At 61.6% G+C, this 14,078-nt stretch carries 14 protein-coding genes; 3 read left to right on the plus strand and 11 right to left on the minus strand.

All coding sequences use genetic code 11. The features are described 5' to 3' along the window. Positions 1–12: 12 nt before the first annotated feature. Both ACJJVH_RS23325 and ACJJVH_RS23330 read left to right on the plus strand, forming a co-directional pair. Positions 13–300, plus strand: coding sequence for a hypothetical protein (locus ACJJVH_RS23325; RefSeq protein WP_412065274.1), 288 nt, complete (start codon positions 13–15; stop codon positions 298–300). Next, positions 233–1,180 carry a hypothetical protein gene (locus ACJJVH_RS23330; protein ID WP_412065275.1) on the plus strand — a complete coding sequence of 316 codons (948 nt, stop codon included), beginning with the start codon at positions 233–235 and terminating at the stop codon, positions 1,178–1,180. The genes ACJJVH_RS23325 and ACJJVH_RS23330 overlap by 68 nt, the downstream gene beginning before the upstream one ends. 181 nt (positions 1,181–1,361) lie before the next feature. Here the strand turns inward: ACJJVH_RS23330 and ACJJVH_RS23335 are convergent, their stop codons facing one another. The 4 genes from ACJJVH_RS23335 to ACJJVH_RS23350 form a co-directional block, all read right to left on the minus strand. After that, on the minus strand, positions 1,362–2,126 hold the full coding sequence (locus tag ACJJVH_RS23335; protein ID WP_412065276.1) for a hypothetical protein: 765 nt from the start codon (positions 2,124–2,126) through the stop codon (positions 1,362–1,364). A 260-nt stretch (positions 2,127–2,386) separates the two neighbouring features. After that, positions 2,387–3,619: a peptidase T gene (gene pepT / locus ACJJVH_RS23340; protein WP_412065277.1), complete on the minus strand. Its 1,233-nt coding sequence runs from the start codon at positions 3,617–3,619 to the stop codon at positions 2,387–2,389. A 259-nt stretch (positions 3,620–3,878) separates the two neighbouring features. Continuing rightward, the gene (locus ACJJVH_RS23345; RefSeq protein ID WP_112800049.1) at positions 3,879–4,400 is read right to left on the minus strand and encodes a DUF992 domain-containing protein; all 522 of its coding nucleotides are present in this window, start codon (positions 4,398–4,400) and stop codon (positions 3,879–3,881) included. A 246-nt stretch (positions 4,401–4,646) separates the two neighbouring features. After that, the gene (locus tag ACJJVH_RS23350) at positions 4,647–5,894 is read right to left on the minus strand and encodes an adenylate/guanylate cyclase domain-containing protein (protein ID WP_112800051.1); all 1,248 of its coding nucleotides are present in this window, start codon (positions 5,892–5,894) and stop codon (positions 4,647–4,649) included. A gap of 226 nt (positions 5,895–6,120) precedes the next feature. On the opposite strand from ACJJVH_RS23350, the gene ACJJVH_RS23355 reads away from it, so the two are divergent. After that, positions 6,121–6,687 carry a nucleoside 2-deoxyribosyltransferase gene (locus ACJJVH_RS23355; RefSeq protein WP_412065278.1) on the plus strand — a complete coding sequence of 189 codons (567 nt, stop codon included), beginning with the start codon at positions 6,121–6,123 and terminating at the stop codon, positions 6,685–6,687. Positions 6,688–6,719: 32 nt separating this feature from the next. Here the strand turns inward: ACJJVH_RS23355 and ACJJVH_RS23360 are convergent, their stop codons facing one another. From ACJJVH_RS23360 to ACJJVH_RS23390, 7 genes are all read right to left on the minus strand, one after another. Further along, complete coding sequence (locus ACJJVH_RS23360; RefSeq protein ID WP_412065279.1) at positions 6,720–7,529, minus strand: phosphate/phosphite/phosphonate ABC transporter substrate-binding protein; 810 nt, start codon at positions 7,527–7,529, stop codon at positions 6,720–6,722. 6 nt (positions 7,530–7,535) lie between these two features. Then, positions 7,536–8,540, minus strand: coding sequence for an ornithine cyclodeaminase family protein (locus ACJJVH_RS23365; protein WP_412065280.1), 1,005 nt, complete (start codon positions 8,538–8,540; stop codon positions 7,536–7,538). 113 nt (positions 8,541–8,653) lie between these two features. Continuing rightward, the gene (locus tag ACJJVH_RS23370; RefSeq protein WP_412065281.1) at positions 8,654–10,168 is read right to left on the minus strand and encodes an HAL/PAL/TAL family ammonia-lyase; all 1,515 of its coding nucleotides are present in this window, start codon (positions 10,166–10,168) and stop codon (positions 8,654–8,656) included. Beyond that, positions 10,165–10,935, minus strand: coding sequence for a histidine utilization repressor (hutC, locus tag ACJJVH_RS23375; protein WP_412065282.1), 771 nt, complete (start codon positions 10,933–10,935; stop codon positions 10,165–10,167). Before hutC ends, ACJJVH_RS23370 begins: the two co-directional genes overlap by 4 nt. After that, complete coding sequence (locus ACJJVH_RS23380) at positions 10,932–11,783, minus strand: MaoC/PaaZ C-terminal domain-containing protein (RefSeq protein WP_412065283.1); 852 nt, start codon at positions 11,781–11,783, stop codon at positions 10,932–10,934. The genes hutC and ACJJVH_RS23380 overlap by 4 nt, the downstream gene beginning before the upstream one ends. A gap of 383 nt (positions 11,784–12,166) precedes the next feature. After that, positions 12,167–12,913: a sugar ABC transporter ATP-binding protein gene (locus ACJJVH_RS23385; RefSeq protein WP_112800063.1), complete on the minus strand. Its 747-nt coding sequence runs from the start codon at positions 12,911–12,913 to the stop codon at positions 12,167–12,169. Beyond that, entirely contained in the window at positions 12,906–13,970 is a 1,065-nt protein-coding gene (locus ACJJVH_RS23390) for an ABC transporter permease subunit (protein ID WP_113357578.1), read from the minus strand. Before ACJJVH_RS23390 ends, ACJJVH_RS23385 begins: the two co-directional genes overlap by 8 nt. Positions 13,971–14,078: the final 108 nt, after the last annotated feature.

Raw genomic sequence — 14,078 nt, forward strand, 5'->3', positions numbered from 1 at the left:
ACCGCGTGAAACATGGGCGAAGTCATCCAGTTCCGGCCCTCGGCGGAATACGGCAATCACTCCGATGCGCAGGCACGCATGGAAAGGGAGTTGCTGCTTCCTTTTGTTGCGAGGGGAACCGTCGGCAATCCTTCCGAAACATCATCCGGGGGGCCATCGAAGACCAGCTTTCCGCTCAACGGAATCGCCATCGTCCTCGGTGCGATCCTGGTCTATGTGCTGGTGATCTCGCATGTGGTCGGCCAGCCGCACTATTCCGCTCGCGCCAATCTCATGCCGCCAGCATTCGCGCAAAACTAGCTCGCCCGGCAATGCCGGCCCGGCGAAGCGGATGCTCGGGCCTTTCTCCGGCGCATCTCCGGAATTTCAGGCAAGTATATCTGTCGCCAGACACGGCGACAGCCGCGCAATCTCGCCGAAACCCTCAGTCTTCGTGCAGAAGAGATGCGATCTCCTCGTCAACATTTCTTTGCAAATGATCCGCAGTTGGCCATGTTTCGGCAAAAGCCGCGCCATAGTTCTCGTGAGAATTGACCGTCGATATCTGTTTCAGGAGCGATCGATGGATACTCAGCCTATGAAATGGTGGAATGGCCAAACCGAGACGACCCGGCGGATGGGCACCGGGCTTGCGGTTTGCGGCATAGTGGTGGGCGCCCTTTATATCGTCGTCCGGACGGGCCCGACCGAAGACGCGATGCGCTTCGTCGACGCCAGGGGAAGCATCGCCAATGCCAGCCCCGTTCCTTTCGCACAGGTCGCGGCGAATGGATTGCAGGTCGCGGTCGATGCAAGTCCCACGCGGGCATCGATGTCCGTGCCGATCCCTCAACCGTCGCCTCTTGCGGCCGTCAAAGGCAGCCCTTCCGCGAGGAAGGTCGCCTCACGCACCGATATGGCAAAGGCGAAGGTTGCAATGTCCGGCGGCGTCGAACGCTTCGACCGCTGCCTGCCGCAATGCGAAACACAAGATCCGCTGATCGCCGGATATCCGCAATATGGTCAGGCCGCGCAACCCTCGATGAGAGACGATGACCCGCCTCCCGCCTTGGAAGAGAGAGTTGGTTTTCACCCGCTGGCCGATGCCCGCCATCTCTTGACCCGGGCGGCGGATGCGCCTGGTGCGATGTTGCGGCGAGGGCGGGAAGCGCTCGATGATGTCGCCCGCATAGATTGGTGAGGCTCGAAATCGGCGATGTCGCGACACATGCAATTCCCGCTGCCACGTTGGAGCAATTCCGGGAAAATTGTGTCGCGGTTTACCATGTGGAATGGATCAAAAACAAAGAGATAGGGCGGTTCGCGCGACTTGGCGAAATGCGGAACCGCCCTGGAACAACGGGTGCTCGCTTCGGCACCGTTCACAGACCGCCGGCGCTGGCAGTGCTGCGCAGGAGCTTGCAAAGGCTGACGAGACCGGAATCGAAGTTGCCCGAAGCCGTCACCTGGCGACAGGCAATCAGCATGCGCTTCTGCTCGGCGCTCGACATTGTGTGGAAAGCGGTAAGGGTGCGCCTGCTCGCCCCGGTGTCGGACGTGCCGGCACCGGTTCCCGAACCGCTCGTGCCGCCTATTCCGCCGCTCGCCGTGCCGCTTCCGCCGGAGCCGGTTCCACTGCCGCCGCCAGATCCGCTGCTACCGGATCCGTTGCCGCCAATACCCACACCAACACCGACGCCGACGCCGGATCCGCCAACGGAGACGCCAGCGCCGGCATTGACACCGCCCGCACCTCCAACTGAAGCGCCGAGACCTGCATTGACGCCGCCGCTGTTGGCGGATGCTCCGACACCGGCATTGATCCCGCTCGAGCCGCCCACGGATGCACCAACGCCCGCATTGACGCCACTCGCTCCGGATACCGACGCGCCGACCCCGGCGTTAACGCCGTTCGTGCCGCCGACGGAGGCGCCTACGCCGGCACCAAGCCCATTCGAGCCAAGTCCGGCGCCGACATTGGCGTTGATGCCGCCGACGGACACACCGAGCCCTGCGCCAAGCCCGCCGCTGCCGGCGGAACGGCCGCCACCGTGATCGGTTCCGCCACCAGGCTCGGCATAACTCGTCGAGGTCAATAAGAGAAATGCGGATACGGCGAGTACCATCCGTGAAGATCGTGTTTTCATCACTAAACTCCGTTTCAGTTTCGGCTTTTGAACAGCCAGTGTCTGACGATCGGAGCGCGCGCACCGTAGAGTTGGAATGAAGGGTCTCCTCCCTCTCTCCAAGACTAAACTATAGAATAATCTACTTTAGGAATATATCAATTGAAAATTGAACGGATGCGTTGCATAGTAACGGCGATCTTAACCACAACGGACAGGAGTGCCCTGTTTTGCAACAGGGCCGGCCACTCCTCGATCTGTGAATAAGGCATTTGGCGAGCCTAGGAGCGCTCTGCCCAGATTTTTGCCAGCTCGACCAGGGTTTTCACCGCTTTTTCCATATCCTGGCGGCTCACCCATTCCAACGGCGAGTGAAAGGCATGGCCACCGGCAAAGAGGTTCGCACATGGCAACCCCATGAAAGAGAGCCTGGATCCATCGGTGCCGCCGCGAATGCTGCCGCGAACCGGCGTCATGCCGGCGCGCCGAATTGCCTCCACGGCATTTTCCACGATTTCCGGATGACGATCGAGAACCGTCTTCATGTTGCGGTATTGATGCCGCACGGTAAACGAATACGAGGAGCCGGGATAAGTCGTCATCACATCCTTGACGATCTGCTCCAGCACGGCTTCCTTGGTCGCAAGGCCGGCCTCGTCGAAATCGCGGATGATGAAGCCGAGCGAAGCCTTCTCCATGGAGCCGCTGACACCGGTCGGATGAATGAATCCGTCTCGTCCCGCCGTCGTTTCAGGGGCGGTCTCCTTCGGCAGCCGGTCGATGATCGCGCCGGCGATCTTGATGGCGTTCTCCATTCTTCCCAGGGCGAAGCCCGGATGAATGGCCACGCCCTGAATGACGACTTCGACGCCATCGGCAGAGAACGTCTCGTCTTCTATGTACCCCGCCGTTTCGCCATCGACCGTGTAGGCGAATTGCGCTCCCAGCTTCTTCAGGTCGACCTTGTCGACGCCGCGGCCGATCTCTTCGTCGGTCGTAAACAGCAGCTTGATGGTGCCATGGCGGATATCCGGATTGTCGATGAGATATTTGGCGGCCGCCGCGATCTCGGCGAGACCGGCCTTGTCGTCGGCTCCGAGCAGCGTCGTGCCATCCGACGTGATGATGTCGTTGCCGATCTGATCTCGCAGGGCAGGGTGCTCGTCGACGCGGATGACCTGCTGCGGATCGCCGGAAAGACGGATATCGCCGCCGGCGTAATTCCGCAGGATCTGCGGTTTGACGTTCGTGCCGGTGAAATCCGGCGCGGTGTCCATATGGGAGCAGAAGCAGATCACGGGAACCGGCTTGTCGACATTCGACGGAATGGTGGCATAGACATAGCCGTGCTCATCCAGGTGCGCGTCGGTCAGTCCGATTGCCAGCAGCTCCGCGACGAGGATGCGCCCGAGATTTTTCTGCTTTTCGGTGGAAGGCTGTGCGGTGGAGGTCGGGTCCGATTGAGTATCGACGACAACATAGCGAAGAAAGCGATCGGTGACGGTATCGGTCATGAACCTGGCTCCAATGAATCATTCGGTTTTGCATAAATTATAGCGGCGCCGAGCCGATTTCACGCCGAAATATGGAGCCTCTCAACTTTTCCTCTCATCGCGAAAAACGCTCTATCCTTTTGTTTTTTACGCGATTCCGGTGGAAAACCTCCATGCGCCTTTCGTGGAATTGCTCTGCTGAGCCGCATTAAATGAAATGGCCGCCCCGGCGTTCTGCGGGAGCGGCCAAACGTCAAGGCGATCAGTACGGTCGAAAGCCTTAATCAGTCGAGGTCAGGGTAACGGACGTGCCGGTTGCGGCGAGGTTGAGGCCGAGCTGGCCGGTCACGCTTACCGTCTGGAGGTGGATGGAGCCGGAAGTACCGCCGACGAGGATATTCGTGCCTACGCCGGCACCGACAGTCGCCTCGACGGTCGCGCCTTGATAGAGGCCGCTCAGCGAGCCGTGATGGTAGCCGGCCGTCGGCGCGAATACTGCCCAGATGAGCCGGCTGCGCGTCGTGAAGCCGAGATCGACGCCCATCTTTCTGATTGCGCCGGTATAGTGATCGATACGCTCGCGCCCGACAGTCGAATGGTATGTGCAATCGAGTTCCTTGGCCGACCCGAGGACATAGCCGACGCCGCCGCCGATTTCGCAGTCGAGATAGCCGATCTTCACGCCGTTGCGCTGATCCGGTTCCTCGCTGTAGGTCGTCGGCATGTCCGCCGCCCGCGCTGCCGCCGCGCCTGCAACGATCAACGATGCTGCTGAAAACGCCAGGGTCAGAACTTTTCTCATCTGTTTTCTCCTTGTCAGAGTATTATGGGTGGAATGCACCCTCGTCGTCGAGCCGATGGAATCAACTCGTATTTAACGTCTGTACGCGCAGAACGATCCCGAAAATAAGGCGGCTATCGTCATGATCTTCATCACAATATAGGGAGATCTGCCTGAGACAGCACCCCCGGCCGTTTCACGTTTTGCTACCGACTGAATCGTGCCGTACAAAATCGACGGACCTCCGGACTTTTTCCCGCCTAGCGATCAGCTGTCTTGCAGCAGTTTCTCCTTTGCCGCGAAGGCGAAGACATCGACGGGTTCCCCCAGACCCTTGAGGGGGAAGGAGCCAAGGCTTTCCATATCCCGCTTGCAGCCGGCCATGTCGACGAACGCCTTCGACAGGAGCACCGGCCGCTTGACGACCTTCGTCAGGGATTCCAGCCGCGATGCGATATTCACGGCCGGGCCGATGACCGTGAAGTCGAGGCGGGTGCGCGAGCCGATATTGCCATACATCACGTCTCCGACATGCACGCCGACGCCGTAACGCAGCACCTCGCGGCCATGCTTGCGGTTTTCTTCATTGAGCGCCGCAATGCCCGTTTGTGCTTCGCTGATGGCGAGAAGGAGATTGTGACAGGCATTGGGATCGCTCAGCGGGAAGATGGCCAATAGCCCGTCACCCATGAATTTGAGGATTTCGCCGCCGTGCTTCTCGATCGGCTCGACCATGGCATCGAAATAGCCGTTGAGCAGTTCGATCACATCGTCTCGCGGCCACATGTCCGAAATGGTGGTGAAATCGCGCAGATCGCATATCAGGATTGCCGCGCCGACCGTCGTGCCGCTGCCGCGCGTCGTGGCGCCCGCCAGAATCTTCTCGCTGGCATGCGGCCCAACATAGGTGCGCAGCAGCGTGCGGGCCATGACGTTCTTCAGCCGGATCTCGGTCACCATCGTCAGGGCCGGCAGCAGGTCCTTCAGGAAAGCAATATGCTGCTCGGTGAAGCCGCCGGGCGCATCCGAGGCGAAGGTGACGATGTGGCGCTTGCCGAGCGTGTGGTAGATCGGCCAGGCGATATAGTCCGTCAGCCCCTCCGCGTACATTTCCTTATACAGCGGGTAGCTCAGCTGGCTCTTGTCGGAAACCTCCAGATTCTGCCGGACTTCGGTCGCGCCATTGAAGATCTCGTTGATGGGGCTTGCCAGAAACTGCGGCGTAGTCTCCACGCCGTAGCTGAACATGGCGATATCGGCCTCTTTCATTCCCGTGCGCCAGAGAATGCGCGCGCCGAGCCATTGCGGATGAAGAGTTCTGAAATGCATGGTTGATCTGGCAACCGGAATTCCCGCCGCCCGCATCTTTTCGCAAAGCTCGACCAATATATTGTCGATGAAGCGTTGATCCCGGACGTCGTTCATCAGCCAATCGAGTATCTTGGTCTGCTTTATCGGCCATCTGCCATGGTCGTCATGCGTTGAGGCGGCAACGGCCTCACTGGAAGATTGCATTTCCTTTACCCCGCAAATTCCGTCACCCGTCACAGGCCGCCGGCGCCCCGTTCGATGCTGAACGCGACTATACGCGTCTCGCCAAAGACCGGGAACGGCAATCGCCTCTATTTCGCGATTTCTTAAATTATGCGCCCGGCTATGGCAGAAAGGCCGTGAATCGGCCATAGGCTTCATATGGTTCCGCAACTCCTGCGGCGCAATATTCCATCGAGAAGGCTAGGCATTGAGAGCATATCTGGCAGGCCCGGAAGTCTTTCTTCCGAATGCGAGGGAAATCCTCGACCGCAAGATCGCGCTGGCACGCAGCTACGGTTTTACGCCGGTTTCTCCTGGTGATCTCGCCATCCCGGAGACGGAAACGCGCCGGCAGCGTGGCCTTGCCATCAGTGCCATTAACGAGAAGCTGATGTCCGGCGCCGATCTTATCATCGCCAACCTGACGCCCTTTCGCGGCGTTGCGGCGGATATCGGCACAGCCTTCGAACTCGGCTTCATGTCCGCGCGCGGCTGCCCGGCATTCGCCTTCTCCAATTGCACCGAGAACCACTTCGAGCGCGTGAGCAGGCTATACGGTGGCGATGTGCATCTGGGCGAGGACGGGCGTCATCGCGGTCCGGATGGCCTGGCGCTGGAAAACTTCGACATGGCCGACAATCTGATGCTCGACGGTGGCATTGCGGCGCGCGGCGGCCTCATCGTTACCCGCAAGGTCGCACCGGATCAGCTCTTTGTGGACCTGACAGCCTTTGAAGACTGCCTTCGCATTGCCGCCGAAAAACTATTGACGTAGTCCGCCGGCGCTGGCTGCGCGGAAGCATTGGCTTACCAGACCCCAAGTAGGTCATCGATGGCGCGTGCTCTTGCGGGAAGGCGGTCATAGGCGGCGATATCCGGTTGCGCGAATGCGGCCAGTCCGAGCGCTGCGAGAAGGTTATGCCCCTCAGGGTCGCGATGCGCGCCGAGGAGGGTTTTGCGAAGCGAAGCGACGACCGCGGGCGATTGCCGGCGCGAGGCGACCAGCAGCGGAAAGGGTGCCGGTGCCGTCGTGCCGATGACACGCAGCGGCGCGACCATCTCCGGCTCGTGCATTTCCAGGAGCTGGTAGGCATAGGCATCGATCGCGCCGACATCGATGGCGCCGGAGCGGATCGCCTCGACTACGCCGCGCGGATTGAGGAGCGGGCCGATGGTCTCGCGGGCCGGCTGCCCGCCCGCGAGCGCGGCAAAGAATTCGCGCGGCGCGTTGTAGCCGGATTGCGAGTCCCGCACGGTCCAGCCCCAGCGGGCGGTTACAAGATCCGCTTTTGAGAAAGGCCTGTCGCGGGCCGCGACGATGTGGCTTGCATAAACGGGCTGCCCTTTGGCCCAATCCGCCAGCGAAACGGGAGCCGCCAATGGCAGCGGGCGCTCGTCGGCGGCAAGTCCGGAGAACGGAAAGCCGCACATGAAGACCGCGCCCATGTCGGGTCGTCCCCAAAGTTCGGAAAGAGGCGCGGGAGCCGCATGCGCGATGACCTCGAGTTCGACGCCGGACCGCTTCGCAAGCCAATGGAAGAAATTCTCCCAAGATACTGATATCTTTGGGCTAAGATTGTACATACGTGAGCAGGCGATGGCGGCCGAGGTCGTCATGGCCGCTCACGCAAATCGAAGGCGCTGGCCGATATTCATTCGCTTTGCCTTTTCGACCATCGCCGCGCCGAGCGCGACGTCGGTCGTGCTGAGCCCGCGATGCCAGAAGAGGATGGTCTCGCCGTCGTTCTCACGGCCCGGTTTGGCGCCGCACACGATCTGGCCGATCTCGGCATACAGCGTCTCAGCCGTCACCTTGCCTTCGTCCACATGGCGGCGAAGCGCCCCGAATGGGCGGCCGGGACCGCACTGACCCCAATCATCGACGACAACCTTGTCCATGATGTCGGTCAGATCGAATTCGAGCGCACTCATCGTGCCGTAGGGAACCACGAAGGCTCCCTTCTTGACCCAGGCCGTCTTGAAGAGCGGCGTCGGCTCCGGCAGGCGGCTTGCCTCGATCATGATGTCGGCGCCCTTCAGGCAATCCTCCCAATTGTCCGTGACGATGATCTTCTTGCCGAGATCCTTCTCAAGCCGCGCGGCGAAGGCATCGCGGCTCTCCGCACGACGCGAATGCACGCGAATCTCATCGAAATCGAAGATGTGATCGAGCAGCCGCACATTCCAGTAGGAAGTGCCGCGTGCCCCGATATGACCGAGGATCTTGCTGTCCTTGCGGGCGAGATGACGCGCGCCGATGGCAGTGACGGCGCCGGTGCGCATGTCGGTGATCGCGGTCGCGTCGATGACGGCCTTCGGTACACCTGTGCGCGGGTCGAACAGGTTGAGGACCGCCATTTCCGAGGGCAGCCCCTGCTTGTAATTGTCGACGAAGTCGCCGACGACCTTGACGCCGGCATAGTCGAGCGGCTTCACATAGCCGCGCAGCACATTGAAATGACCTTTGTCGGAGCTTTCCGGCACGAGATGAACGCGGGGCTCGATCACGGTCTCGCCGCGCCCCTGTGCATCGAGCGCCTTGGTCACGGCATCAAGGATTTCATCGTTGGAAAGCGCCAGCGCCTTGGCATCGATGGCGTTCAGATAGTCGATCCAGATTTCCTGCATTGGCATTCTCCAGGGCTTTTTACCGGCTCGTCCGGTCTATCAAGTGATGCGGGCCGTCGGGTGGCCTGCGGGAAAGCGAAGCAGCAAGCGCGAACACCCTGCCGATATGTCCATCAGGGAGCCGCCTGCAGGGCGGTATGCGCGATAAAGTCCGATAGTCTTTGAAAGTCCGCTCCCTGGGCGCGGTCCTCCTCAAGCGGCGTAACCAGGTCCCGCACGCTCCGATAGGCGCGCAGCGTCCCATCGCCGAGTTCGCCCGTGACGCCGCGCAGCTCAACCGCTTGAGAGGACGCGACAAGCTCGATAGCCACGAGATAGCGCAGCCGCTCGATCATCGCTTCGATTTTCGCCAGAACGCTCGGTGCCATGGACGCCTGATCCTCGACGCCATCCGCCACCGGAATGGGTGTGAGCGATACGGGAATAGCCAGATGGCGTATTTCGGCCTCGAGCGCCGAGACCGTTTTCTGCACGGTGGCGAAGCCCGTTCTGCTCTGTCCGAGCGGCGTCAGGAAACGCGGCAATTCCGACATGCCTGCCGACATGATCTTCATCGTTCGGTAGGCGGTTGCCGCGGCGCAATGGGCCATGGCCTGGCCGAGGCGCTCCCAGGCCAGAACGAAGGCCGTCATGTCGAAATTGCCATTCGACAGGATCAGCCCTTCGTCCGCGAGCACGACCGGGTTGTCGCCCGAACCCGATAGCTCGATTTCTGTGGCCGCACGCGCTTCGCCGATCGCATGGAGGAACGCACCCCATACCTGCGGAGCACAACGGTAGCTTAAAGGATCCTGCAGACGCCGTGCCGCGCCCTCGGCAAGCAGCGAGCTTCCGGAAAGCAACTCGCGCAATCCGGCCGCAGCGTCACGCTGGCCGAAAGCGGGCCTTGCCGCCAGCGCCCGATCGTCCAGAGCCGACGCGTTGGCGCGGAATGCCTCGAAGTTCAAAGCGACTGCTGCCAGCGACCAATGGAACAGCCGTTCGATATCTTCCAGGCAAAGACAGGCTTTTCCGACCGAAAGACTGTTGGCGACGACCAGCACATGTCCGTCCTTCGGCCCAATGGGAAGCGGCGCCAGCCCGGCCTTCGACAGCGCCTCCCGGGCCGGCATGACCATGCCGCCCACCTCGGCTTCGCCGTCTCCCAGCAGCGCGCGCGCCATGTGGGACAACGGTGCGAGATCGGCTGCACCGATCGAGCCGAGCGACGGCACGACCGGATGAAAGCCAGCGTTCAGCGTTGCGACGAGCCCGGCGAAAACCGGCAGCGACACGCCGGAGCCGCCGGCCGCCATGCCGGCGACACGGGCGGCCATCATCGCCCGGACGGTTTCGCGCGGCAGCGCCGGCCCGACACCGACTGCGCGGGCCTGCGGCACGCGCAGCTGGAATGCGACGAGATCATCCGTGGCGAGCCGGGTGTCGACACCCGCACCCAATCCTGTCGTCAAGCCATAGACTGGCCGGTCGGCGGCGAGATAGCGCTCCACGACGGCGCGCGCGGCATTGATCTTCGCTTCGACGTCGGACGAAACAAAGATCTGGGCGCCGCGCCGCGCGATGGAAGCGATGTCGCCTATCGTCGGCGCCCCATCCGTGAGAGATACGCTGTCTGCGGCCAGGGTCATGCCTGCTTGTCTCCAAGAAAAGCGCCTTGCGTCTGGCGGCTTTTTCCAGAACGCGCTTCCAGACGATATTTGTTGCCGGGGTAGGTCAGCAGCGCGCAAGTTCCTACCAGTTCGCCGGACCATGTGCGCCGGAAGACGCGCAGGCAGGGTTGATCCGCCTTGACACCCAGCAGCGACCTGATCCCGGCATCCGGCTTGATGGCTTCGACGAAATGTTCGAACTCGGTGATCGGCGCCACCCGGGTCAGATATTCGTTCGGCGTGATCGTGCTGAAATCGTTGGTCAGATAATGGGGCGCCACCGCCGGATTGACATAGCGCTCCTCTACCTGGATCGGCTGGCCGTTTTCCCGATGCACGATCAGGGTGTGCATGACCTCGGTGCCGGACGGCAGATCCAGGGCCTCCGCGATGCGCCTATCCGCTTTGATGCGGTCGGCGGCAAGAACCTCGGCGGCATGGCTGTGACCTCGCGCGGATATCTCGTCGGCGATATTCCTGATCTGCAGCAGATCGACATCCTGGCGCTGCGCGGCAACGAAGGTTCCAAGCCCGGCGCAACGCGTCAAGACTCCTTCGAACATCAGCTCCCGCAATGCCCGATTGGCGGTCATTCGGCTGACACCGAAGGAGGTAACGAGCTCGCTCTCGGAATAGACACGGTCGCCGGGCTTGAGTTTGCCCTCGACGATCAGGGAGAGAATACGCTCCTTGATCCGCAGATAATGCGGAATCTCGTTCGATGGCTCGGATCGAGGGCCTGTCATGCAAGCCTCGCATTGCCGTAGTCGAGCACTATCGTTTCTCGGCTAGGCACACAGGCCCGGAAATAAACGTCTTGCCCGTCACGCCAGACGCTGAACTCCAAGGTATCGCCGGGAAAGACGACCGCTGTGAAACGTGCCGCGATGAAGCCTATATCCGCGAAGTCCTGCGCTCCCAGCAGGCGCCCTATGGCATAGCCCGCATAGCCGAATGTGCAGAGGCCATGGAGGATCGGCCGCGGGAATCCGGCTTTGGCGGCATAGGCTGGATCGGCGTGCAGCAGGTTCAGATCCCCATTCAGCCGATATAGAAGCGCGGCATCCTCCGGGATCGTTAGCGCAAGCGTTGCGTCGCATGAGCGGGAGGGAACCGGACGCAGCGGTTCAGGCGGCGTGCCAGCCGAGCCGCATCCGCCATCGCCCCGACAGGCGTTCGTCTGGGACATGGTCGCGACGAGCGTTTCATCGCCCGCGGCCACGATCGTCCGGTCGAAGGTCGCGAACATGCCCTTGCCGGGTCCGCGGTCGACCACCGAACGCATGCGCGAGCGCGAGAGCAGCGGGACGCCGACAGGGACTGGCCGATGGATCGTCAGGCGATGCTCGGCATGGACCAGTTGCTGCCAGTCGACACCCGCATCCTCCATCCAGGCGCCCGCATCGGCCACGACATTCGGCAATGTCGGCGTGACGATCAAATCGCGCTCCTGAACCCGCCGCAGATGCGCCGCATCGAGCGGATTGCTGCCATAGCCGGTCGAAAGCGCGTAGAGGATTGCATCCCGCGCACCGACCGTCCGCCGCAAATCGGGAATGGGATAGGCCATCAGGGATCGAACGGCGATGGGCATGGTCAAACCCGCATTGCGGCGATCTGCCGGCACCGGAGAGCAATCGTCACCTTGCCCGGCAAAAGCACGACTCCGTCATCGAAAGTGCACATCCGCATCGCTCATCCAGCCCTATCGCCTGTATATACAGGCACAGCGAGCGGGCAGTTGCAAGGCAATAATCGGAGCCGGCCGAAATGACGGCGGGCTTGCCGATGCGAACTCCTTCAGCCGCCATCGGGCAGGGCGTTTCCTTCGGGAAGGGCCGCCGCTCCGAGTTTCAAAATGCTGTCGATCAGTGGACGCCGCAGGCTTCACGCCCGCGACGAATAGCGAAGCGGCAAGGACGTTTCATCGCCATTGCCGCTTCGTCTCCGTTGGAAAGTATATCATCGGCGTTCGTGCTAGCCGCCGATCATGAGCCTGACGACTTCTTCGTGGTTGGTTTCGGCGATGTTGCGCTCACCGGCCACGATCCCGCGCCGCAGAACGACGATACGATCAGAGACGGCAAAAATGTCCTGCAGATTGTGCGAGATGAAGATGACGCCGCGTCCCTGTGCCTTCAGCGACTTGATCAGCGCCACGACTTTGCGCTGCTCCGGCACGCCGAGCGCGGCCGTCGGCTCGTCCATGACCAGAATACGGGCGTTCCAGTAAACCGCGCGTCCGATTGCCACCGCCTGGCGCTGGCCGCCGGAGAAGTTGCTGACCGGCGCATCGAGCCGCTTCACATGAAAGTCGAGCTCCGCCATGGTCTTGCGCGCCGCTTCCGCCATGGCCTTTCGGTCGAGGACCGGGAGGAAGCCGAAGAGCTTCTTCATCGGCTCGCGACCGAGGAAAATATTGGCGCCGATCGGCAGATTGTCGGCAAGCGCGAGATCCTGGTAGATCGTCTCGATGCCTTTTTCGCGGGCATCCTGCGGCGAAGAGAAGGTGACGGGTTTGCCTTCGATCAGGATTTCGCCGGCGGTCGGCGGATAGACGCCGGAGATCGCCTTGATCATCGTCGTCTTGCCGGCGCCGTTATCGCCGGCAAGAGCCACCACTTCACCGGGCCGCACGACCATGGAGCAATTGTCGAGAGCGCGCACCGCGCCGAAATAACGCGAGAGATTGCGGACCTCGAGGAGGGGGGTGACACTATTCATCCTGTTTCGCTCCGCTGAACCGGCGCTGTGCCTGGTCGATGAGCACCGAAATGATGATGACGACGCCGACGGCAATGAACTGCCAGAACGGCTCCACGTTCATGAAGACAAGGCCGTACTGGATGACGGCGATGACGAGAGCGCCGGCAATGGTGCCGATGATCGTACCGGAGCCGCCGAACAGGCTTGCCCCGCCGATGACGACGGCAGCCACGCTATCGAGCAGCAGCGGCTCGCCGGCCTGTGCCGCGCCCGCGGTGAAACGGGCCGCATAGAGCGCGCCGCCCAACCCGGCGCAGACGGCCGAAAGAATATAGAGCCGCAGCAGATGGGACTTGATGTTGATGCCGGCGCGGCGCGCAGCCTGCGCATTGGCGCCGATGGCGTAATTATGCTGGCCGAAGCGTGTCTGGCTCAGCAGGTAATGCATGATCAGCACAAAGACGAGCGTGACGATGACGAGATAGGGCACGCCAAAGAAGCGTCCGTTGCCGAGTTCGGCAAAATAGGAATTCTTGACGGGCACCGTCGTACCGCCGGCGAGCAGAAAGGCCGTTCCGCGCGCAACGCCGAACATGCCGAGCGTGCCGATGAACGGCGGAACCTTGAGCCGGGAGATCAGGAGGCCGTTGATGAAGCCGGGAACCGCGGCTGCGAGCATCGAGACGAGAATGCCGAACACCATTGCTATCGGCAACGGCATATAGAGGCCGGCGATATTGGCGACATGCGCGGCGACAACGGCTGCGAGCCCCATGATGAAGCCGGTCGACAGGTCGATGCCGCCTGAAATGATGACGAAGGTCTGCCCGATCGCCAGCAGCAGCGGCGCCACCGCGAAGATCGCGACGGATTGCCAATTGAAGCTGGAACCGATGAAGGTGCCGCCGAAGTCGATCCTTGCCCAGATTTCGAACGTCACGATAAGCGCGGCAAGAAAGAGCCATGCGCGCAACTGCGCGATACGATTGAGGATGGTTTTTTGCTGATCGCCGTGGTCTGCCTGAGGCGCCACATGCTGATCCGTCTTGCGGACGTCTGCATTGTCGATTGTCATGAACTGGTCCAAGCTGGAGCATTACCGGCGCGAGGATTGCGGCGCCGTGCGCTCTATCATCGTTGGATGATGTGCCTCGCCGATGCGGCGAGGCACAGACTATCCCCG

The sequence above is a fragment of the Rhizobium sp. SYY.PMSO genome, assembly GCF_046840415.1.
Taxonomy (GTDB): Bacteria; Pseudomonadota; Alphaproteobacteria; order Rhizobiales; family Rhizobiaceae; genus Rhizobium.

What these genes read in the sequence shown, in the direction of transcription:
- ACJJVH_RS23335 (WP_412065276.1), bottom strand. Translation starts at nt 2,126, where the DNA reads ATGAAAACACGATCTTCACGGATGGTACTCGCCGTATCCGCATTTCTC.
- ACJJVH_RS23370 (WP_412065281.1), bottom strand. Translation starts at nt 10,168, where the DNA reads ATGACCCTGGCCGCAGACAGCGTATCTCTCACGGATGGGGCGCCGACG.
- ACJJVH_RS23325 (WP_412065274.1), top strand. Translation starts at nt 13, where the DNA reads ATGGGCGAAGTCATCCAGTTCCGGCCCTCGGCGGAATACGGCAATCAC.
- hutC (WP_412065282.1), bottom strand. Translation starts at nt 10,935, where the DNA reads ATGACAGGCCCTCGATCCGAGCCATCGAACGAGATTCCGCATTATCTG.
- ACJJVH_RS23350 (WP_112800051.1), bottom strand. Translation starts at nt 5,894, where the DNA reads ATGCAATCTTCCAGTGAGGCCGTTGCCGCCTCAACGCATGACGACCAT.
- pepT (WP_412065277.1), bottom strand. Translation starts at nt 3,619, where the DNA reads ATGACCGATACCGTCACCGATCGCTTTCTTCGCTATGTTGTCGTCGAT.
- ACJJVH_RS23380 (WP_412065283.1), bottom strand. Translation starts at nt 11,783, where the DNA reads ATGCCCATCGCCGTTCGATCCCTGATGGCCTATCCCATTCCCGATTTG.
- ACJJVH_RS23385 (WP_112800063.1), bottom strand. Translation starts at nt 12,913, where the DNA reads ATGAATAGTGTCACCCCCCTCCTCGAGGTCCGCAATCTCTCGCGTTAT.
- ACJJVH_RS23365 (WP_412065280.1), bottom strand. Translation starts at nt 8,540, where the DNA reads ATGCAGGAAATCTGGATCGACTATCTGAACGCCATCGATGCCAAGGCG.
- ACJJVH_RS23330 (WP_412065275.1), top strand. Translation starts at nt 233, where the DNA reads ATGTGGTCGGCCAGCCGCACTATTCCGCTCGCGCCAATCTCATGCCGC.
- ACJJVH_RS23360 (WP_412065279.1), bottom strand. Translation starts at nt 7,529, where the DNA reads ATGACGACCTCGGCCGCCATCGCCTGCTCACGTATGTACAATCTTAGC.
- ACJJVH_RS23390 (WP_113357578.1), bottom strand. Translation starts at nt 13,970, where the DNA reads ATGACAATCGACAATGCAGACGTCCGCAAGACGGATCAGCATGTGGCG.
- ACJJVH_RS23345 (WP_112800049.1), bottom strand. Translation starts at nt 4,400, where the DNA reads ATGAGAAAAGTTCTGACCCTGGCGTTTTCAGCAGCATCGTTGATCGTT.